The sequence below is a fragment of the New Jersey aster yellows phytoplasma genome (assembly GCF_002554195.1).
Classification (GTDB): Bacteria; Bacillota_I; Bacilli_A; order Acholeplasmatales; family Acholeplasmataceae; genus Phytoplasma.
Genome location: NZ_MAPF01000043.1, coordinates 1 through 16,536, shown reverse-complemented (window position 1 = coordinate 16,536; position 16,536 = coordinate 1). Strand labels below are relative to the sequence as shown.

Here is a 16,536-nt window from a genome sequence, read left to right as displayed (position 1 = left end):
ATAAACTTGTTATTTTAAAGTTTTTGTTTTAATTTTGGTATAGAATTATTGTGAATTTTTCATAATTATTTATAGATGCGCTATACAAAAAAAATAAAAAAAGACCTTTCAATTAGAAAGGTCTTTAAAAAATTATTTATTATTTGGGTAGTTTTTAAATTCAATTAGGTAATAAGTTTTTTATACATTTGTAATTGTCGATATATTTGATCTAATAATTTATTGTTGAATTTATGTTGTTTTTCATCGTTTAAATTGCAGAATTGTTTGGTAATTTCTATTGCCTCATCGATTATAATGGCGTGAGAAATGTTTGTTTCTAACAATTCATAAGTAGCTAGGCGAATGATTGCTCTGTCTACTTTGTTAAGGCGATTTATTTTATAATCATATAAACTTTTGGTAATAATTTCATCAATAAATTTAAGCTTAGTAATAATTTTTTGAAAAAAAGTAAAAATGGGATTGGTATTTGTTTGTGACAAAGTCAAATTATTTTGGTAAAAATCATATTGATATAATAATTTCATCAATTCAATTCGTAATAAACGCGATTCTTTTTTATTTGGAGGACGTTTCATGGTAAATTATTTTAATGCTTGAGTGAGGTTATTTTTTACTTTTTCCCAGTTTAATACACTAAAAAAAGCTTCAATATAATCAACTCTACGATTTTGATAACTTAAATAATAAGCATGCTCCCAAACATCTAGGCCTAAAAGAGGAGTTCCTTGGTTTAGAACTACATCTTGATTAGGAGTAAAAGTAATTGAAAGTTTTTTTTGTGGGGTTAATACAAGCCAAGCCCAACCACTTCCAAAAATGGTTTTAGCAGTGTTAGCAAATTTGTCTTTGAAAGTTTCTAAAGAACCAAATTCACAGACAATCATTTCTTTTAATAATCCTTGAGGAGTGTTGCCATTATTTACTTTTAAAATTGTCCAAAAAAAAGAATGATTAAAATGTCCGCCTCCATTGTTTCTAACTGTTTGTCTGATATCTTGTGGTACTAACGATAAATCAGTTAGCATTTGTTCCAAAGATAAATTTAGTTGAGGGTGTTTTTGGAGAGCATCATTGAGGTTGTTAATGTATTTTTGATGGTGTTTGAGATGGTGTAATTGCATAGTTTGGGTGTCAAAAAAAGGTTCTAAAGCGTTATAATGATAAAGAATAGAAGGTAGAGTAAAGTTCATTTGTTTGCTCCTTTAATGGTTGATGAAAAGATTTTTTGAGGTAGTGTGTTGGAATGGGGGTTTGAATTGTGATAAAACGGAATAAGAACACTGTCTACAATTATAACAAACGATGTTTTTTGTCTTTTATGTTTTTTTATCCAATTTATTTTTTCGCGCATTTGGTATTTTGAGTAATAGTTATTGAGACTTAACTTCTAAAGCTTTAAGTCCTGCTAAATTTAGCAATCCCCAAGGTTTATTGAAATGGGGTTGGAAGAAAAAGTCAACAAAAGCAAGTTGTTCTACTGTCATTTGGTTTTGTATACAAACACTTAAAGTATTCATTTTTTCAGTTAAATCAACGCGAGAAACAATTTGTCCTCCTAAAATTTTGCGAGTGTCTTTATCAAAAACAAGTTTTAACATTACAGCATCATAATCAGGCATAAATTCAGGTCTGTTAGCATCTTTGATTGTAACAGTGCCATAGTTTTTACCTAAGTTTTTAGCTACATTTTCAGTAATTCCTGTTGAAGAAATGCTCAAATCAATAATTTTAATACCGCTTGTTCCTTGGGTTCCTAAATATTTTATGCAAGGTTTTTTAATATTAAGTCCTACAAGTGTTCCCATTCTGATAGCATTAGTTGCTAAAGGCATATATTTTACTTCTTGGGTAGGATTGTAATAAACGTTAACACAGTCGCCACAAGCATAAACATCAGGGTCTGAAGTTTGCATATATTCGTTAACAACTAAAGCACCATTAAAGGATGTTTCGAGATGATGAGCAAATAATTGGGTGTTAGGTTTAAAACTGATACACATAATTACCATTTCGGTCTCAAAGGTGTTTTTATCAGTTTTTACGTGAGTCACTAAACCATCTTTAGTTTTGAATCCTGCTATTTTTTGTCCTAATGCTAGTGTAACTCCGTGGTCAGTTAAGGTTTTCTGAGCTACATCTGTAAATTCTTTGTCTAAATATTTAAACATAATTCTATCTTCTGCATCTACTAAAACTACTTCTTTTTTTGTACCGCGAATGATTCAGCTAATTCAATTCCGATATAGCCAGCACCTACTATTGTGATTTTATTAACATTTTTGCTGTAATTAATAATATCTTTGGCATGATCAAAGTTTTTAGACATTAAAACATTTTTACAATCAATTCCTTTAATAGGAGGAATAACAGGCCAAGAACCAGTAGCAATTACTAATTTATCGTATTTTTCTTTAAACTGTTTGCCGGTTTCTAAACTTTGAACTAAAACTTCTTTTTTGTCAAAATCTAGTTTTAATACTTCATGTTTAAGTTTGGTACAAACATCCATACTTACCAGTTCATCAGGATTTGAATAAAAAAGCCCTAGACTGTCTTTGATAACTCCTCCAACATACAAGGCAATTCCACAAGAAAGAAAAGAGATATTATCGTTTCTTTCATATACAACAACATCAGCTTGGGGATTGTTTTTTTTAATTGTTTTTACTGCAGCGGTTCCTGCATGAGTACAACCAACAACGATAACTTTCATATTTTTGTTATTAACTCCTTTGGATTTTTTCTTTGTTTTTTTATTTAAGTTTATTTTTACTATACACTTTTTAATTATACCTAAAAAACACCCCACAAAATAAATAAAATCAAGGGATAATCAAAAAACGAATTTGATTATGGAGCGCTATTGTAGCAATTTTTTTACAATAACAAGAGTTAAGGCGTAATTATCAGTGTGAGTGATGGAAATTAAAATGGGGTTGGAAAAAGTGTCGCATGTATTGTTTTTCACATAAGGAGCTCCGTTTTTGTCGTTAAGAATAGACCAGTTGCAATAGTTTTGGCAAGTAGGATTGATTTTTGAGGGTTTTTGAAAAGCTTTAAAAAGAGCTTCTTTAGAAGCCCATCTTCCTGCTAAAAAGGTAAGTTGGCTTTGGGTATTTGGTATGGTTTGATAAATTTGGTGTTCTTCTGAGGATAAAATCCTTGCTGCTAAAATGTCTTTACCTATTTTTTTAATTTTTTAATTTCAACTAAATCTATGCCAATATTTTCCATATTCATTTTTTTTCCTTATATGGTGCCAAAGTTTGGGCAGTTTCGATTTCACAAGCTATTTTTTTGATTTTTTGAAAATAATAATTTAATCCTGATTTGGTGATTTGTTGCTTGTGTTTGTGATAATATTTTTGAGTTAATTCTTGCAAACTTGCGTCGTGGTTTTTTTTCTTAATAACATGATTTGCAATAATTTGGGTTCAAGGTTGGGAAGTTGTTTTTTGCTTTTGAGATTTTTTATATTTGTATTTTTGGGTTTGAGGTTTGGGGTTTGAAAGTATTTTTCAATCAAATTAATTTGTTTTAATTGTAAATTGGCAGAAGTAAGAATTTTTTTTTCATTTGAGATTTCAAAATTAATAGAGGATTTAATAATGTGGTTTAAGTCTTTTTGAATTATTGTTTTTTCGTACTGAAAAACCATTTCCAAAGCGCCAATTAACCTTAAGAAATCAATAATCATTTGAGATTCTTTCAAATAAACTAAAAAACCTTTTTTGTGATTAATTTGTTTGGCATTAAGACCAAAATGAAGCATCAACGTTTTAATTAATTCAATTTTATTGCTGTCTTTGTGAAAAAATTCTAAATGATAATTAGTTTTTTTAGGATCGTTTACAAAACCTATGCATAAAAAAATACCTCTTAAAAATGCTTTTTTGGATTTTTGGCTTTTGATCAAAGGTAAAAAAACGCTTGAATTTTGAGTAAAAAAATGATGTTTTTCTAAAATTAAGGGGATGTCTTTTTCAATTCCTACATGAATGCTTTTTAAATGCGGTAAATTATATTCTTTGCTAGTCATCAAAAAAGAGTTAGTATCAGGATAAAAAGTTTTGATTAAAATCAGAAAACGCCTAGCAATTTTGATGCTTTTGGTTTGGAACCACAATAAAGTTTTTTGGTGGTTTTTTTCTAATTCACAGCCAAAATGTAATAAAGCTGTCAATTCAAAAAAATTTTCTATGTGCAAGAATTTTTGACAAGCAATTTCTTCTTTGATTTTAATGTTAAAAGACATTGGAACCTTCTTGGATTTGTTTTTATTTGTTTTATGGTTTGAGTTTTGGGAAAAATAACGGTAATTTTTTTATGATTTAATTTGGTTATTTTCTATAATTTGTTGTAATTCTTTTTCTTCGATAATAGGAATTTGGAGTTTTTGGGCTTTGGTTAATTTAGAACCAGCATTGATGCCAACTATTAAATAATTGGTTTTCAAAGATAAACTGTTAGTTATAATTGCTCCCATTTGTTCTAAGATTTGTTGGATTTGAAGGCGGGAATATTTTTGTAGAGTTCCTGTTAAAACAATTTTTTTGTTGGTAAAAATATTTTGGGTAGTTGGTTTTTGGGAGTTAGTACTTTGAAAAGAAACTCCTAGTTTTTTGAGTTTGGTGACTTCTTCTAAATTACAAGAATTGGAAAAATATTGTTGGATGCTTTGAGCAATTTTGATTCCTATTTCTCTTATTTGAGTAATTGTGTCTGATGTGGATTGTTGGAGATTTTCGATAGTTTGAAAATATTTTGCCAAAACTTGAGAGACTTTTTTACCAATATGTTTGATGCCTAAAGCAAACAAAACATCTTCAAATCCCTTTTGCTTGCTTGCTTCGATTGCATCCAAAATGTTAGTAATTTTTTTAGCGCCAAAGCCTGAAATTTCTTGTAAAATATGCTGGTGGTTTTTCAATAAATAAAGGTCAGAAGGTTTAGTAATTAGATTTTTATCAAAAAAAGTAATGATGGTTTGTTCTCCTAAAACATTGATATCCATAGCATTTTTAGATACAAAATGAATGAGTTTTTGGATTTTTTGCTCGCGACAATTTGGATTGAGGCAAAAATAATCAATTCCGCCTGGTTGTTTTTCTAAAATTGTTTTACAAGAAGGACATTTTTCGATCATTAAAGTGGGTTTTTGCAAATCAGTTCTTTTGCTTTTGATAACTTCTAAAATTTCAGGAATAACCGAGCCTGCTTTATGAACTATGACATGGTCTTTTATTCTGATATCTTTTTTGCAAATGTAGTCATAATTGTGTAAAAACACTTTTGAGACCAAACTTCCATCTACCATAACAGGCATAATTTCACAAACTGGAGTTATAACACCAGTGCGTCCCACTTGAAAAATGATGTTTTGAATTATGCTTTGGCTTGTGATAGTTGCAAATTTGTAAGCAGTTGCCCATCTGGGAGCTTTGGCAGTGGCACCTATTAAAGAATGAAAGACAAGCTCGTTAATTTTAATGACAATGCCATCAGTATCGTAGGTAAGTTGCTCCTTAATGGATTTGTATTTTTCAATTACACTAAGCAAATTTTCAAAATTAGAGACGAAATAATGATGGGGGTTTGTGGCAAATCCTAAAGCAGTTAAAAAAACCAAAGTCTCTTTTTGGGTGGGTTTGGTCAAATAAGGATCTGCAATACCATAAACAAAAATAGATAGATTCCTTTTAGCCACTACTGCCGAATTAAGTTGTCTTAAAGTTCCTGAAGCAGCATTTCTGGGATTGGAAAAAAGGGGTTTGTTTTCTTGTTTTCTTTGGGCGTTTAGTTTTTCAAAATCAGGGTGGGATAAATAAATTTCTCCTCTAACTTCTAAATCAAGGTCTTCATTTAATCTTAAAGGAATGGTTTTGATAGTCTGGGCGTTTTTGGTAACATCTTCGCCCCAAATGCCGTTTCCTCTTGTTAAAGCTCGCACTAAAATGCCTTTTTGATATTTTAAACTTATCGCTACGCCGTCAATTTTTAATTCAGTTAACAAAGAAAAAGTAGGAATTTTTTTGACAATGCGGTCATAAAAAGCTTTGAGTTCTTCAATATTAAAAACATTTGCCAAAGACATCATTGGAGTTTTGTGTTTAATGGTGCTAAATTTTTTTCTACAAAACCACCGATTTTTAAAGTGGGGCTATAAGGAAGTTTAAATTGGGGATAGTGGTTTTCTAAATTGATTAGCTCTTTGATTAAAGCGTCGTATTGTTGGTCGCTTAAATCGGGATCACTTAAATTATAGTATTGGTAATTGGCTTTGTTGAGTTGTTTTACCAATGATTTAATTTTTTGTTTGATTGGATCACAATTTTGCATTTCTTTGCACCTTTTTATAAATAAAAGTAGTTTTTGGTTGAGAGTTTTTTAGTTGGTTTTTTTAGGTTTTAATTTAGATGTTTGTTTTTTCAAAATATTTTGTGTTGATGCTGTTTATTTTTTGAAATTAAATTTATTTTCTGTTCCTTTAATAAGGCGTAAAATATTAGAATAATGTTTAGCTATAATAATTAAGGTAGCAAAATTGATCGAAAAGTAAAATAATTCTGGTTTTTGGATCTGGTTTTGAATTGGTACCAAAGTTCCAAAATTGTCGCAATACAAATAATTTAGCCATAAAAAAATATTAACTAAAGTGCTTGCCATAATTGAAGATAATGAAGCATAACCAAAAAGTCTTAAAAAAATAGCAAAAAAAATGATACCAGAAATGCCAATCAAAGGATTAAAAGAAGTGATAATGCCTACCGAAGTTGCAATTGCCTTGCCGCCTTTGAATTTATTGAATAAAGAAAACATGTGTCCTAAAATAGGAGATATCGCCAAAAGAGATATTTTCATTGTGAGATGAGGTTGTAAAAAAGTTTGTGTGGATGGTTCTGTTGGCCAAAATTCTGAGAAATGCAAAAAAATTGTAAGTGGCACAAATCCTTTGCAAAAATCTAACAAAAATACTAATATTCCCCATTTTTTCCCCAAAACTCTAAAAGCATTAGTTGCTCCAATATTGCCAGAACCTTTGTTGCGCAAATCTTTTTGTTGCGTCAATTTTCCGATAACTAATCCTGTAGGAATTGACCCCAAAATATAAAAAAATAAAAATAAAAATAAAAACGATAATTTTTTCATTTTGCACCTTCATTTCATTTATTGTTTCAAAAATTTATCATTTATTTAATGAGTTTTTAAGTTGTAATTATTATTTGTATTTGTTGTTAATTTAGTTTTTTGTTTTATAAAAAAATTAATAATTATATTTTTATAAAACAAAAAATTTACTATATAATTTTACCACAAAACTTACTTTTCTTTTAATATAATGAGGTTTTTGGTTGTCAAAATTAAATAAAATTGTCAGATAAAAAAAGATTGAAAATAGGGAATTGTTAAATATATTAATAAAATAAAGTTAATTTGTAACAAAGTTTATTTGTTATTTTTTTAAAAAAACATTATAATAATAAGTATGTTTTGCAATTTTCATTAAGGAGAAAATTTTTATAGTTACAAAAATTTATTGTAGAAGAAAAGTTGGAAAAACTAATATTTTGCAAGAAATAATTAAACAGCATAAAGTATTATTTCTCTTGCTTTCATAGTTTTTAGTTTTTCTTTATTTTCTTCGCTATAATCAATTCTGTATGAATCCAAATAATCTTCACTTTCTCTTTGTTTTGTTTTACTTTGAATCTGCAGGTCCACTAAGGAGCCTATCGTAGTTGTTGTTTTGATGATACTTAGCTAAACTCAAAAAAACCTTTTGAAGCAAAATAAAGTAAAAAAAGGTATAACAATAATAAGGTGAGTAAAATCCAATCTAGAAAAAGAAATAAAAAAAATCAAAATAGAACATACGTGATCAAAAAGAGACAAAAAAGATGCAAAAAATCGTTATAAAAAAAATAAGATCAATTATCTCCCCAAGAAAAAGAAACATTAGAAAAAGAACTAAAAGAATAATAAACATAATAACTAAAAAAACCCTTATATAAAGATAAAAACTATTTTTTAATGAAAATAGTTTTTTATATCTTAGATTAAATTTTAATTATTTCTTTATTTGAAAAAATATAAAAAAATAGAAGCTACAGAACTCATACACAAACAAACAACAACAACCCAAGCTAATAAATTAGAAAAACTAAAGTTAAAACCTTTTTTATTTGTTTTAACATTTTTATTATCTTTGATTAATTTAATTTTATTATTATATTTATTACTTTGTTTTAAAACATTATTGTTTTGTTTTTTCTTTTTAATGTTATTCTTATTATTTTTATTTGTTTTCATTACACTATTTTCTTTCCTTAATATACGTCATTATAATTTATAATAAAGTCAAAGACTTACTTATATTTTAACTGGAAATAAGTTTTTTTCAACAATTTATTACAACAAAATTATTTTATTACTAAAATAATTCTAAATTACAAAAATACTGATATAATATATATGATTTAAGGAGGTTTTTAACTTGCAAAACTATATTCAAAAAAAAATATTACAGCTTCAATTCCAAACTTTAACTCCCATCCAAAAAGAAGTCTTTTCACAATTTGAAAAACCAGGTAATCTGGTAGGAATTGCTCCTACAGGAACAGGCAAAACTCATGCTTATCTTTTACCGATATTAAGTAAAATTGATTTTCAAAAAACATTTACTCAAGCAATTATTTTAGTACCTACCAATGATTTAGTATTTCAAGTATGGGAAATGTTTAAACAAATTGAAAAAACTAATTTTACCAAAATTCTTTACAGAGGAATGGATAAACAAAAAGCAATTACCACTTTTGAAAAAAACAACCTCCATTAATCATTGCAACTCCCGATAAGTTATTAGAATACGCTTTTAAACTTAAAAAAATTAACTTAAAATATGTATCTTATTTAGTCCTTGATGAAGCTGATATGATGTTTGATGAATTATTTTTAAATTCACTAGACCCTTTAATTAGCCATCTTAAAGCCAAAATTTTATTATTTTCAGCTACATTTAACGAACAATTAAAGCCTTTTATTAATCGTTATTTTGGCAAATCTACTTTTATTGATGTTTATAATCAAAGTAATCTTAACCGTACTTTTTATTTATTAGAAACAACTACAAGTAAAATACAGACCTTAATTCATCTAACCAAAGTCCTTAATCCTTATTTAGCACTCATATTTGTCAATGAAAAAAAAGAACAAGAATTAGTATTTCAAACTTTACAAAATGACAGTCTCAAATTACTTAATTACAACTCTGATTTATCAGTCAAACAAAGAAAAAAAAGCCTTAAAGCTATTCATAAATTAAAATATCAGTACGTAATTGCATCAGATCTTGCAGCCAGAGGAATTGATTTTGATGCTTCTTGTGTCATCCATTACAACTTACCTTCACACCTTGAATTTTTTTTTCACAGAAGTGGTAGAACATCAAGAATGGGAAAAAAAGGTGAAATAATTGTTTTGTACGATCCCCAAGAAATTAAAGAAAAAGAAAAAATTAATAAATTAATCCAATTAGGAATTACTTTCCATAAATCCTCTTTAAGCAAAGGTGGTTTTATAAGAAATCAAAATTCAAAAATTGTTACAACTACCAAAGCTTATAAGCCAAATAAAAAAAATAAAAATATCACAAACAACCAAACTAACCAAAAAAAAATTTCAAACAAAACAAATTTACCAAAGATTCCAATTTGGAAGCACCAAATGAAACCCAAAAAAAAGCCCAAGAAAAAAACAATAACAATAAAAAAAATAAAAGCAAACAAGTAAAACCCAATTATAAAAAAAGAATCAAAAAGAAAACCAAGCCCCAAAAACAAAAGCACTTTTTTTCAAATAAAATTTAAATCAAAAAAACAAATACAAATCACAAAAGCCATCAAAAAAATAAATTACTTAATTAAAAAAATAACTATAAGGAGCTTTTATTATGTTATTTTTAGGAAGCCATGTTGCCATGAAAAAACCACATAATTTTCAAGGATCCATCCAAACTGCCATTTCTTATGGTGCTAATGCTTTGATGGTTTATAGCGGTGCTCCACAAAATACGATAAGAAGCAAAACCGAAGAATTAAAAATTAAAGAAGCTTTAAAAATTGCCCAAAACAACAATTTATCTTTAAATAATTTGGTAGGACACGCTCCTTATATTATAAATCTTGCTAATCCCGACAAAACTAAAAGAGCTTTTGCAATTGATTTTTTATCACAAGAATTAGAACGTTTTGCAGCAATGAAAATTAATAAAATGGTTTTGCATCCAGGAAACTATCTCAAAACAAATCCCCAAGAAGGAATTAGTTTAATTGCTCAAAGTCTTGATTTAATTTTTGCAAAAACTAAACATTTAAAAACCCAAATTTCCTTAGAAACTATGGCAGGGAAAGGAACTGAAATTGGTAAAAGACTAGAAGAATTGCAACAAATAAGAACTCTAGTTAAAAACAAAACAAGAGTTTCTTTTTGTCTTGATACTTGTCATCTTTTTGATGCTGGCTATGATTTAAAAGAAAACTTAGAAGAAATTATCCAAAAGATAGATTCCATTTTAGGCTTTCAAAATGTCTCTGTAATTCATATTAACGACTCTAAAAACGAATGTAATAGTCACAAAGACCGCCACGAAAACATCGGTTTTGGCAAAATCGGTTTTGAAACTTTACTCAAAATTATCTATCATCGCGCTTTTGTTTGTATCCCTAAAATTTTAGAAACTCCCTATATCAACGAAAAAGAACCTTATAAACATGAAATTGAAATGATTAAAACCAAAAATTTTAACCCTGAATTAAAAAATTTATTTTAAAAAACACCCCAATCATTAAAACAAGTTGAAAAAAAACCAAAATCCCTTATAATTAATATTGGTGTTTATTGTTTATTAAAATATTTTCTAAAACTATTTTAGAATTTTAATATTGTTAAACATCAAAAAAAAAAACCAATTATTAGTGAGGTTTTGAAATCATCGATAAAAAACAAATTATAAGCAATACATTTTCTTTTTGGAATGAATTAAGTGCCAATTATCAAATGATAATTATTGCTTTCATCATTGGATTATTTTTTTTCTTTTTGCGTAGTATCATCAAAATAATTATTGGTATTATTTTATTAATTTTAATATTAAAATTTGGTTTAAAAGTTGATTTTTTAAGAAATATTAACTAAACTTTAATAAAACTAGATAAAATATTTGCTTTCCTAATTAAAAAAATAATTTATTATTTAACAACTCTTTTGCAAATTAAAGGGTTGTTTTTTTAATTTTAATTAGGAATTTCAAAATATAAAAAATGCTATAATAGTTTTATAAAATATATTTATATATCTTAAAATATCAAAAATGTTTATCAAAAAAATAACAAGAAAAAAATTAAGTAAAAAAGTTTTTAATAATTTCATTATTTTATCATTTATTATCGTCATTCAGGAATCAATTTTTATTTTAAAATCCAAAAAGAAAGGAAATGCAATCATGATTTTACAAACCACCAAAAACAAAATCCAAAATGCAATCCAAAAAGTTTTATTAGAAGAATTAGTTTTACAAGAACAACCGGAAAATGACAAATTTGATTTTTCTTTACCTTTGTTCGCTTATGCCAAAAAAATCAAAACCAATCCTCATATTATTTTTGAAAATATAAAAAAAAAAATTGTCGCAATAAACGAAATTCAAGATTTAATTTTTTTAAACGGTTTTTTAAATATCAAACTTAAAAGAGCTTCATTAGCTCACAAAATATTAATTAAAATCAACAAATTACAAACTAATTATGGTAATTCGCCCAATCAAAATCAAACCATAGTCATTGATTATTCTTCTCCTAATATTGCTAAAAACTTTTCTGTTGGTCATCTGCGTTCTACTGTTATTGGAAACGCTCTCAAAAATATTTATCAAAAATTAGGTTTTAAGGTAGTGGGCATAAATCACTTAGGAGACTGGGGAACCCAATTTGGCAAAATGATTGTAGCTTATCAAAAATGGGGTAATAAAGAAAAAACACTAAAAGACCCAATTAACGAACTACAAAAATTATATGTTTTTTTTCATCAAAAAGCTAAAACCAATCCTGAATTAAACGAACAAGCCAATTTTGCTTTTTTGCAATTAGAACAACAAAACCAAAAATATCTCGATTTGTGGAAATGGTTCCGCGAAGTTTCTTTACAAGAATTTTGCAAAATTTATGATATTTTGGGGATTTCATTTGATTTTTACTTGGGAGAATCTTTTTATAATGACAAAATTGCTCATCTTTTTGAAGAATTAGAACAAAAAAAGCTTTTAAAAGAAGAAGACAAAGTTTTACTTATAGAACTTGATAATTTACCTCCTGGCTTAGTGAAAAAAACTAATGGAAGCAACTTGTATTTAACAAGAGATCTAACTACTTTTAAATATCGTTACAACACTTTTAATTGTCAAAATATTTTATATGTTGTAGGAAACGAACAAAAACTTTACTTTAAACAATTAGCCCAAATAATTGAAAAAATGGGATACTGCGACACCAAAATAAAACACATCAATTTTGGTTTAGTTTTGATGGATGGGAAAAAAATTTCTACTAGAAATCACAAATTTACTACCTTAATTGAAGTAATTAATCAAGCTACTATTTTAGCTAAAAAAATCATCGAAGAAAAAAATCCTCATTTATCAGATATCAACCAAAATGCACGAAAAATCGCTGTAGGAGCCATCATTTTTAATGATCTTAAAAACGATAGACATCTAGATATTGATTTTAATTTAGAAACTATTTTACAATTCAAAGGACAAACAGGCCCTTATCTCCAATACACAGCAGCACGTCTAAATTCCCTTTTAAAAAAAGAAAAACTAGACATAAGCTTGATTGACAAAACCATTTATCAAAAAGGCCATTATTTTATTTTAGCAAAATTATTAGACTATTTCCCTTTAATTTTGCAAAAAGCCCAAAAAGACAATATGCCAAGCATTTTGGCAAGATACACGTTAAAAATAACTCAAAATGTTAACTTTTTATATTCACAAGAAAAGATTTTAACAGATGATAAGACCACTACAAACACTAATCTTTTATTGATCCAAGCAGTTTTTATTACTCTTAAAGAAAGTTTAAGAATTTTAGGAGTTCCTTTTTTAGAAAATATGTAGTAATTTTTTTTAAAAAAAAAATCATAAAACAATTAAATCCCAAAGAAAAGTCTGCAAAGACTTTTTTTATTTTGTTACAAATAAATATTTTGGTTTGGAAAAAACAAAAAAATCAACACAAAACTAAAAAACTAAAAAAGAAAAACCAGACAACGACCCAATAATTAAAAGAAGGAAGTGATTATTTTCATTAATAAAAAACATTTTTTTAAAAACATTTGCCAAAATACCAATAAAACCCAAATATTGAAAATTACTATATTATTAATTAGTTTTTTATTTTTAATATGGTTGAATTTATCAACATTTGGATATTTTCATATAAAAAAACATTTTAAAAAGAAAATCATTTTAAAAGTAGGAGTTAACAACAATTCTGCTCCTAATGTTTTTAAAGTTTTAGAGCCAAATAAGGGAGCCCAAAAAGCTGTAAATGGCGAATATATAGCAGGTTTTGATATTGATTTAATAAACAATATATCAGAAGAATTAAAAAAAATAGACAAATTTAAAGATTTAGAATTAGAATTTCATGTCTTTGATTTTGCAGGACTTCTTAATGCCTTAGAGCAAGAAACAATTGACATCGCAGTTTCGTCTTTGAGTATTACAGACAAAAGAAAAGAAAAATACGATGTTTCTAAAACCTATATGCAAACTGGAACTAGCATGGTAGTAAAAAACAACAAAAGATTTGATGATTTATTTGATGATTTAAGAAACAAACAAAACAAAAAAATATCAAAGAAATAAAAATAAATTATAATGAATTTTGCCAAAAATTAAAAGTTTTAGGAAAAGAAAAACCCATTAAATTTATAACATTTCTAAATACTGTCGCAATCCCAGTAATTGAAAAAATCAAATCAGATACCAATAAAGAAAAAGAATATGTAATCAAAAATAACGAATTAACAAGTTCGCCTGCATGTTTTACTGATGTTTTACAAGGAAAATCAGATATATTTATAACAGATAATTGTTTAGCTAGATGGGCTTGCGAAATAAATCAAGATTTGACATATTTTGATGTGTATTCTGATAACTTAGAACATTCTACTTGTCCCCAAGGTTTAGGAATATTTTTACCTAAAAAAAATGATGAAGATAGAAGAATGACAAATTTACAAAAAGACATAAATAAAGCGTTGTTAGAATTGAATTTAGTTGAAAAAGATGAAAAAGGCGAATTCCAAGACATCATAGACTTAAAGAAAAAAATTCATGAATTAAAAGAAACTAGCAAAGAAGTTAATGTAGAAGATCAAAAGAAAATAGAAAAACAAATTACAAACATAGAAAAACAAGTAAAAGAAAGACTAGATAAAGTTTTTGATGAAAACAAAGAAACAATTGAACTACCAATAAAAAACATTTTCATCCAAGCCCAAAAAACCATTCCATCTTATCTAGAAGGACTCAAAACTACTTTAATTTTAGCCATTGATAGTCTTATTATTGGTTTTTTATTAGCTATTGTATGCACTTTAATTAAAAATATTAAATTAGATTCTCACAAAAATAATTTATTGATGGTTGCTATAATAAAAATGATAAATACTTCCATAAATACTTTGTTTTTTGTCTTAAAGGGCATTCCTGTAGCCGCTCAAGCAATGCTTATTTATTACAGCATTACCTTTCTTTTTAAAGGAAGTTCAAATCCTTTACACGCAGGAATTTTTGTTTTGATGCTAAATTCTTTAGCAAGTATTACAATGATTTTAATGCAAAATATTAAATTCTTAGATAAAGGACAAATTGAGGCATCCCATTCTTTGGGGATGAATCAAAAGCAAGTTTTTTTCTTTATTGTCTTTCCTCAAACTTTAAAAAGATCAGTGCCTTTTATTTTCCAACAACTAATCACAAACATTAAGGATAGTTCTTTTTTTGCCATTATAGGAATTACCGAACTTTCTTGGCAAGCTCAAAGCAATATGGGCTCTACCTTTAATCCGATTCTTCCTTTTGTGATGATATCTTTTTTTTATTTAATAATTATTAGTATGACTGGTTTTTTAAGCAAAATTTTAGAAAAAAATATTAACAAATTGAAAAAATAAAAGAAAAAGAATAGAAAAGGAAGTGAACAATTTCATTAATTTTATTAATAAAAACTCATTTTTAAAAAATATTTTCCAAAAAGAAAACAATATAAAAATATTCAAAATTATTACATTATCAATTAGTTCTATATTTTTAATATGGTTACATTTTTCAGTATTTGGATGGCATTTTTCAACTAAAACAAAAAACCAAATAGACAATCAAATAAAAACATTAGAAGGCGAATCAGAAACAAGATTAAAAAGAGTTTTTGGCAACAACAAAGACATACTTTCTAAAAATACTACTTGGTATCAAATCAAAGAAACTTTTCCATCTTATCTAGAAGGCCTCAAAACTACTTTAATTTTAGCCATTGACAGTCTTATTATTGGCTTTTTATTAGCAACTTTATATATTTTAATTAAAAACTCTCAATCCAATAATAAAATAATATCTAACATTAATAAAGGAATAACTTATTTTTTAGATACTTTATTTTTTATTTTAAAAGGAATTCCTGTAGCTGCCCAAGCAATGCTTGTTTTTTATGGTATTGGCTATCTTTGCAAAGATCTTTTTGAAATTAAACGTTTATATGCAGGGCTTTTTGTTTTAGTAATTAATTCTTTAGCAAACATTACTGTAATTTTAATGCAAAATATTAAATTCTTAGATAAAGGACAAATTGAAGCCGCTCATTCTTTGGGGATGAAAAAAAAGCAAGTTTTTTTCTCTATTGTCTTTCCTCAAACTTTAAAAAGATCAGTACCTTTTATTGTCCAACAATTCATAACAAACATTAAAGATAGTTCTTTTTTTGCCATTATAGGAATTACCGAACTTTCTTGGCAAGCGCAAAGCAATATGGGCTCTACCTTTAATCCGATTCTTCCTTTTGTGATGATATCTTTTTTTTATTTAAGCATCATTAGTATTGCTAATTTATTAAACAAAATATTTAATAAAAATATCATTTATAAATAAATAATTTTCCAAAGATTTAACAACTAAACTTGATAAAAGGCCATTAGCTAATGTGGTCTTTTTTGGGTGGCACATACGTGTAAATATTATTTTGGTTTATGATTTTAATGAAAAAAATAAAAATCAAAATAAAACTTGATATAATATATAAGTATGATATTTTTATCATTTAAAAAAACAAAAGCTGATGTGGCGGAATGGTAGACGCACTTGACTCAAAATCAAGCGAGCAATACTCATGTCGGTTCGAGTCCGACCATCAGTACCATTAATTTATTTTTATTTATAATTACATCTATGAAAAAATAAAACAAATAAAA

Annotated in this window: 15 protein-coding genes, 1 tRNA gene and 2 pseudogenes; 8 read left to right on the top strand and 10 right to left on the bottom strand. The window is 26.8% G+C overall.

All coding sequences use genetic code 11. The annotated features are described in order from the left end of the window. Nucleotides 1-164 precede the first annotated feature (164 nt). The 10 genes and pseudogenes from BBA70_RS01710 to BBA70_RS01665 form a co-directional block, all read right to left on the bottom strand. Nucleotides 165-581, bottom strand: a complete 417-nt coding sequence (locus tag BBA70_RS01710; protein ID WP_011412608.1) for a transcription antitermination factor NusB — start codon at nucleotides 579-581, stop codon at nucleotides 165-167. 6 nt (nucleotides 582-587) lie between these two features. Further along, nucleotides 588-1,196 (bottom strand): superoxide dismutase, encoded by a 609-nt coding sequence (locus tag BBA70_RS01705; protein WP_011412607.1) that lies wholly within the window; start codon nucleotides 1,194-1,196, stop codon nucleotides 588-590. Nucleotides 1,197-1,376: 180 nt separating this feature from the next. Further along, a pseudogene (locus BBA70_RS03790) lies at nucleotides 1,377-2,719 on the bottom strand (FAD-dependent oxidoreductase). A gap of 147 nt (nucleotides 2,720-2,866) precedes the next feature. Further along, nucleotides 2,867-3,142 (bottom strand): 4'-phosphopantetheinyl transferase superfamily protein, encoded by a 276-nt coding sequence (locus BBA70_RS01695; RefSeq protein WP_308495562.1) that lies wholly within the window; start codon nucleotides 3,140-3,142, stop codon nucleotides 2,867-2,869. Nucleotides 3,143-3,242: 100 nt separating this feature from the next. Then, the gene (locus BBA70_RS01690) at nucleotides 3,243-3,389 is read right to left on the bottom strand and encodes a helix-turn-helix domain-containing protein (protein WP_252861536.1); all 147 of its coding nucleotides are present in this window, start codon (nucleotides 3,387-3,389) and stop codon (nucleotides 3,243-3,245) included. Beyond that, nucleotides 3,377-4,261, bottom strand: a complete 885-nt coding sequence (gene whiA / locus BBA70_RS01685) for a DNA-binding protein WhiA (protein ID WP_252861535.1) — start codon at nucleotides 4,259-4,261, stop codon at nucleotides 3,377-3,379. The genes BBA70_RS01690 and whiA overlap by 13 nt, the downstream gene beginning before the upstream one ends. A 69-nt stretch (nucleotides 4,262-4,330) precedes the next feature. Then, nucleotides 4,331-6,345: pseudogene (gene ligA, locus BBA70_RS01680) on the bottom strand (NAD-dependent DNA ligase LigA). A 114-nt stretch (nucleotides 6,346-6,459) separates the two neighbouring features. After that, complete coding sequence (plsY, locus tag BBA70_RS01675; RefSeq protein ID WP_011412601.1) at nucleotides 6,460-7,155, bottom strand: glycerol-3-phosphate 1-O-acyltransferase PlsY; 696 nt, start codon at nucleotides 7,153-7,155, stop codon at nucleotides 6,460-6,462. A 432-nt stretch (nucleotides 7,156-7,587) separates the two neighbouring features. Next, entirely contained in the window at nucleotides 7,588-7,728 is a 141-nt protein-coding gene (locus tag BBA70_RS01670; RefSeq protein ID WP_252861534.1) for a hypothetical protein, read from the bottom strand. Between the two features lie 354 nt (nucleotides 7,729-8,082). After that, entirely contained in the window at nucleotides 8,083-8,316 is a 234-nt protein-coding gene (locus tag BBA70_RS01665; protein ID WP_041639835.1) for a hypothetical protein, read from the bottom strand. Between the two features lie 184 nt (nucleotides 8,317-8,500). On the opposite strand from BBA70_RS01665, the gene BBA70_RS01660 reads away from it, so the two are divergent. The 8 genes from BBA70_RS01660 to BBA70_RS01625 all read left to right on the top strand — a co-directional run bounded on the left by BBA70_RS01660 (nucleotide 8,501) and on the right by BBA70_RS01625 (nucleotide 16,484). Next, nucleotides 8,501-8,842 carry a DEAD/DEAH box helicase gene (locus BBA70_RS01660; RefSeq protein WP_252861533.1) on the top strand — a complete coding sequence of 114 codons (342 nt, stop codon included), beginning with the start codon at nucleotides 8,501-8,503 and terminating at the stop codon, nucleotides 8,840-8,842. Beyond that, entirely contained in the window at nucleotides 8,842-9,795 is a 954-nt protein-coding gene (locus BBA70_RS01655) for a DEAD/DEAH box helicase (protein ID WP_308495561.1), read from the top strand. Before BBA70_RS01660 ends, BBA70_RS01655 begins: the two co-directional genes overlap by 1 nt. A 160-nt stretch (nucleotides 9,796-9,955) precedes the next feature. Next, nucleotides 9,956-10,834 carry a deoxyribonuclease IV gene (locus BBA70_RS01650; RefSeq protein WP_011412598.1) on the top strand — a complete coding sequence of 293 codons (879 nt, stop codon included), beginning with the start codon at nucleotides 9,956-9,958 and terminating at the stop codon, nucleotides 10,832-10,834. 672 nt (nucleotides 10,835-11,506) lie between these two features. Then, entirely contained in the window at nucleotides 11,507-13,180 is a 1,674-nt protein-coding gene (gene argS / locus BBA70_RS01645; protein ID WP_041639833.1) for an arginine--tRNA ligase, read from the top strand. A gap of 177 nt (nucleotides 13,181-13,357) precedes the next feature. Next, nucleotides 13,358-13,933: a transporter substrate-binding domain-containing protein gene (locus BBA70_RS01640; RefSeq protein ID WP_252861532.1), complete on the top strand. Its 576-nt coding sequence runs from the start codon at nucleotides 13,358-13,360 to the stop codon at nucleotides 13,931-13,933. Between the two features lie 278 nt (nucleotides 13,934-14,211). Next, nucleotides 14,212-15,246: an ABC transporter permease subunit gene (locus BBA70_RS01635; RefSeq protein WP_252861531.1), complete on the top strand. Its 1,035-nt coding sequence runs from the start codon at nucleotides 14,212-14,214 to the stop codon at nucleotides 15,244-15,246. Between the two features lie 22 nt (nucleotides 15,247-15,268). Then, nucleotides 15,269-16,216, top strand: a complete 948-nt coding sequence (locus BBA70_RS01630; RefSeq protein WP_011412595.1) for an ABC transporter permease subunit — start codon at nucleotides 15,269-15,271, stop codon at nucleotides 16,214-16,216. Between the two features lie 183 nt (nucleotides 16,217-16,399). Further along, a tRNA-Leu gene (locus BBA70_RS01625) sits at nucleotides 16,400-16,484 on the top strand. Nucleotides 16,485-16,536: the final 52 nt, after the last annotated feature.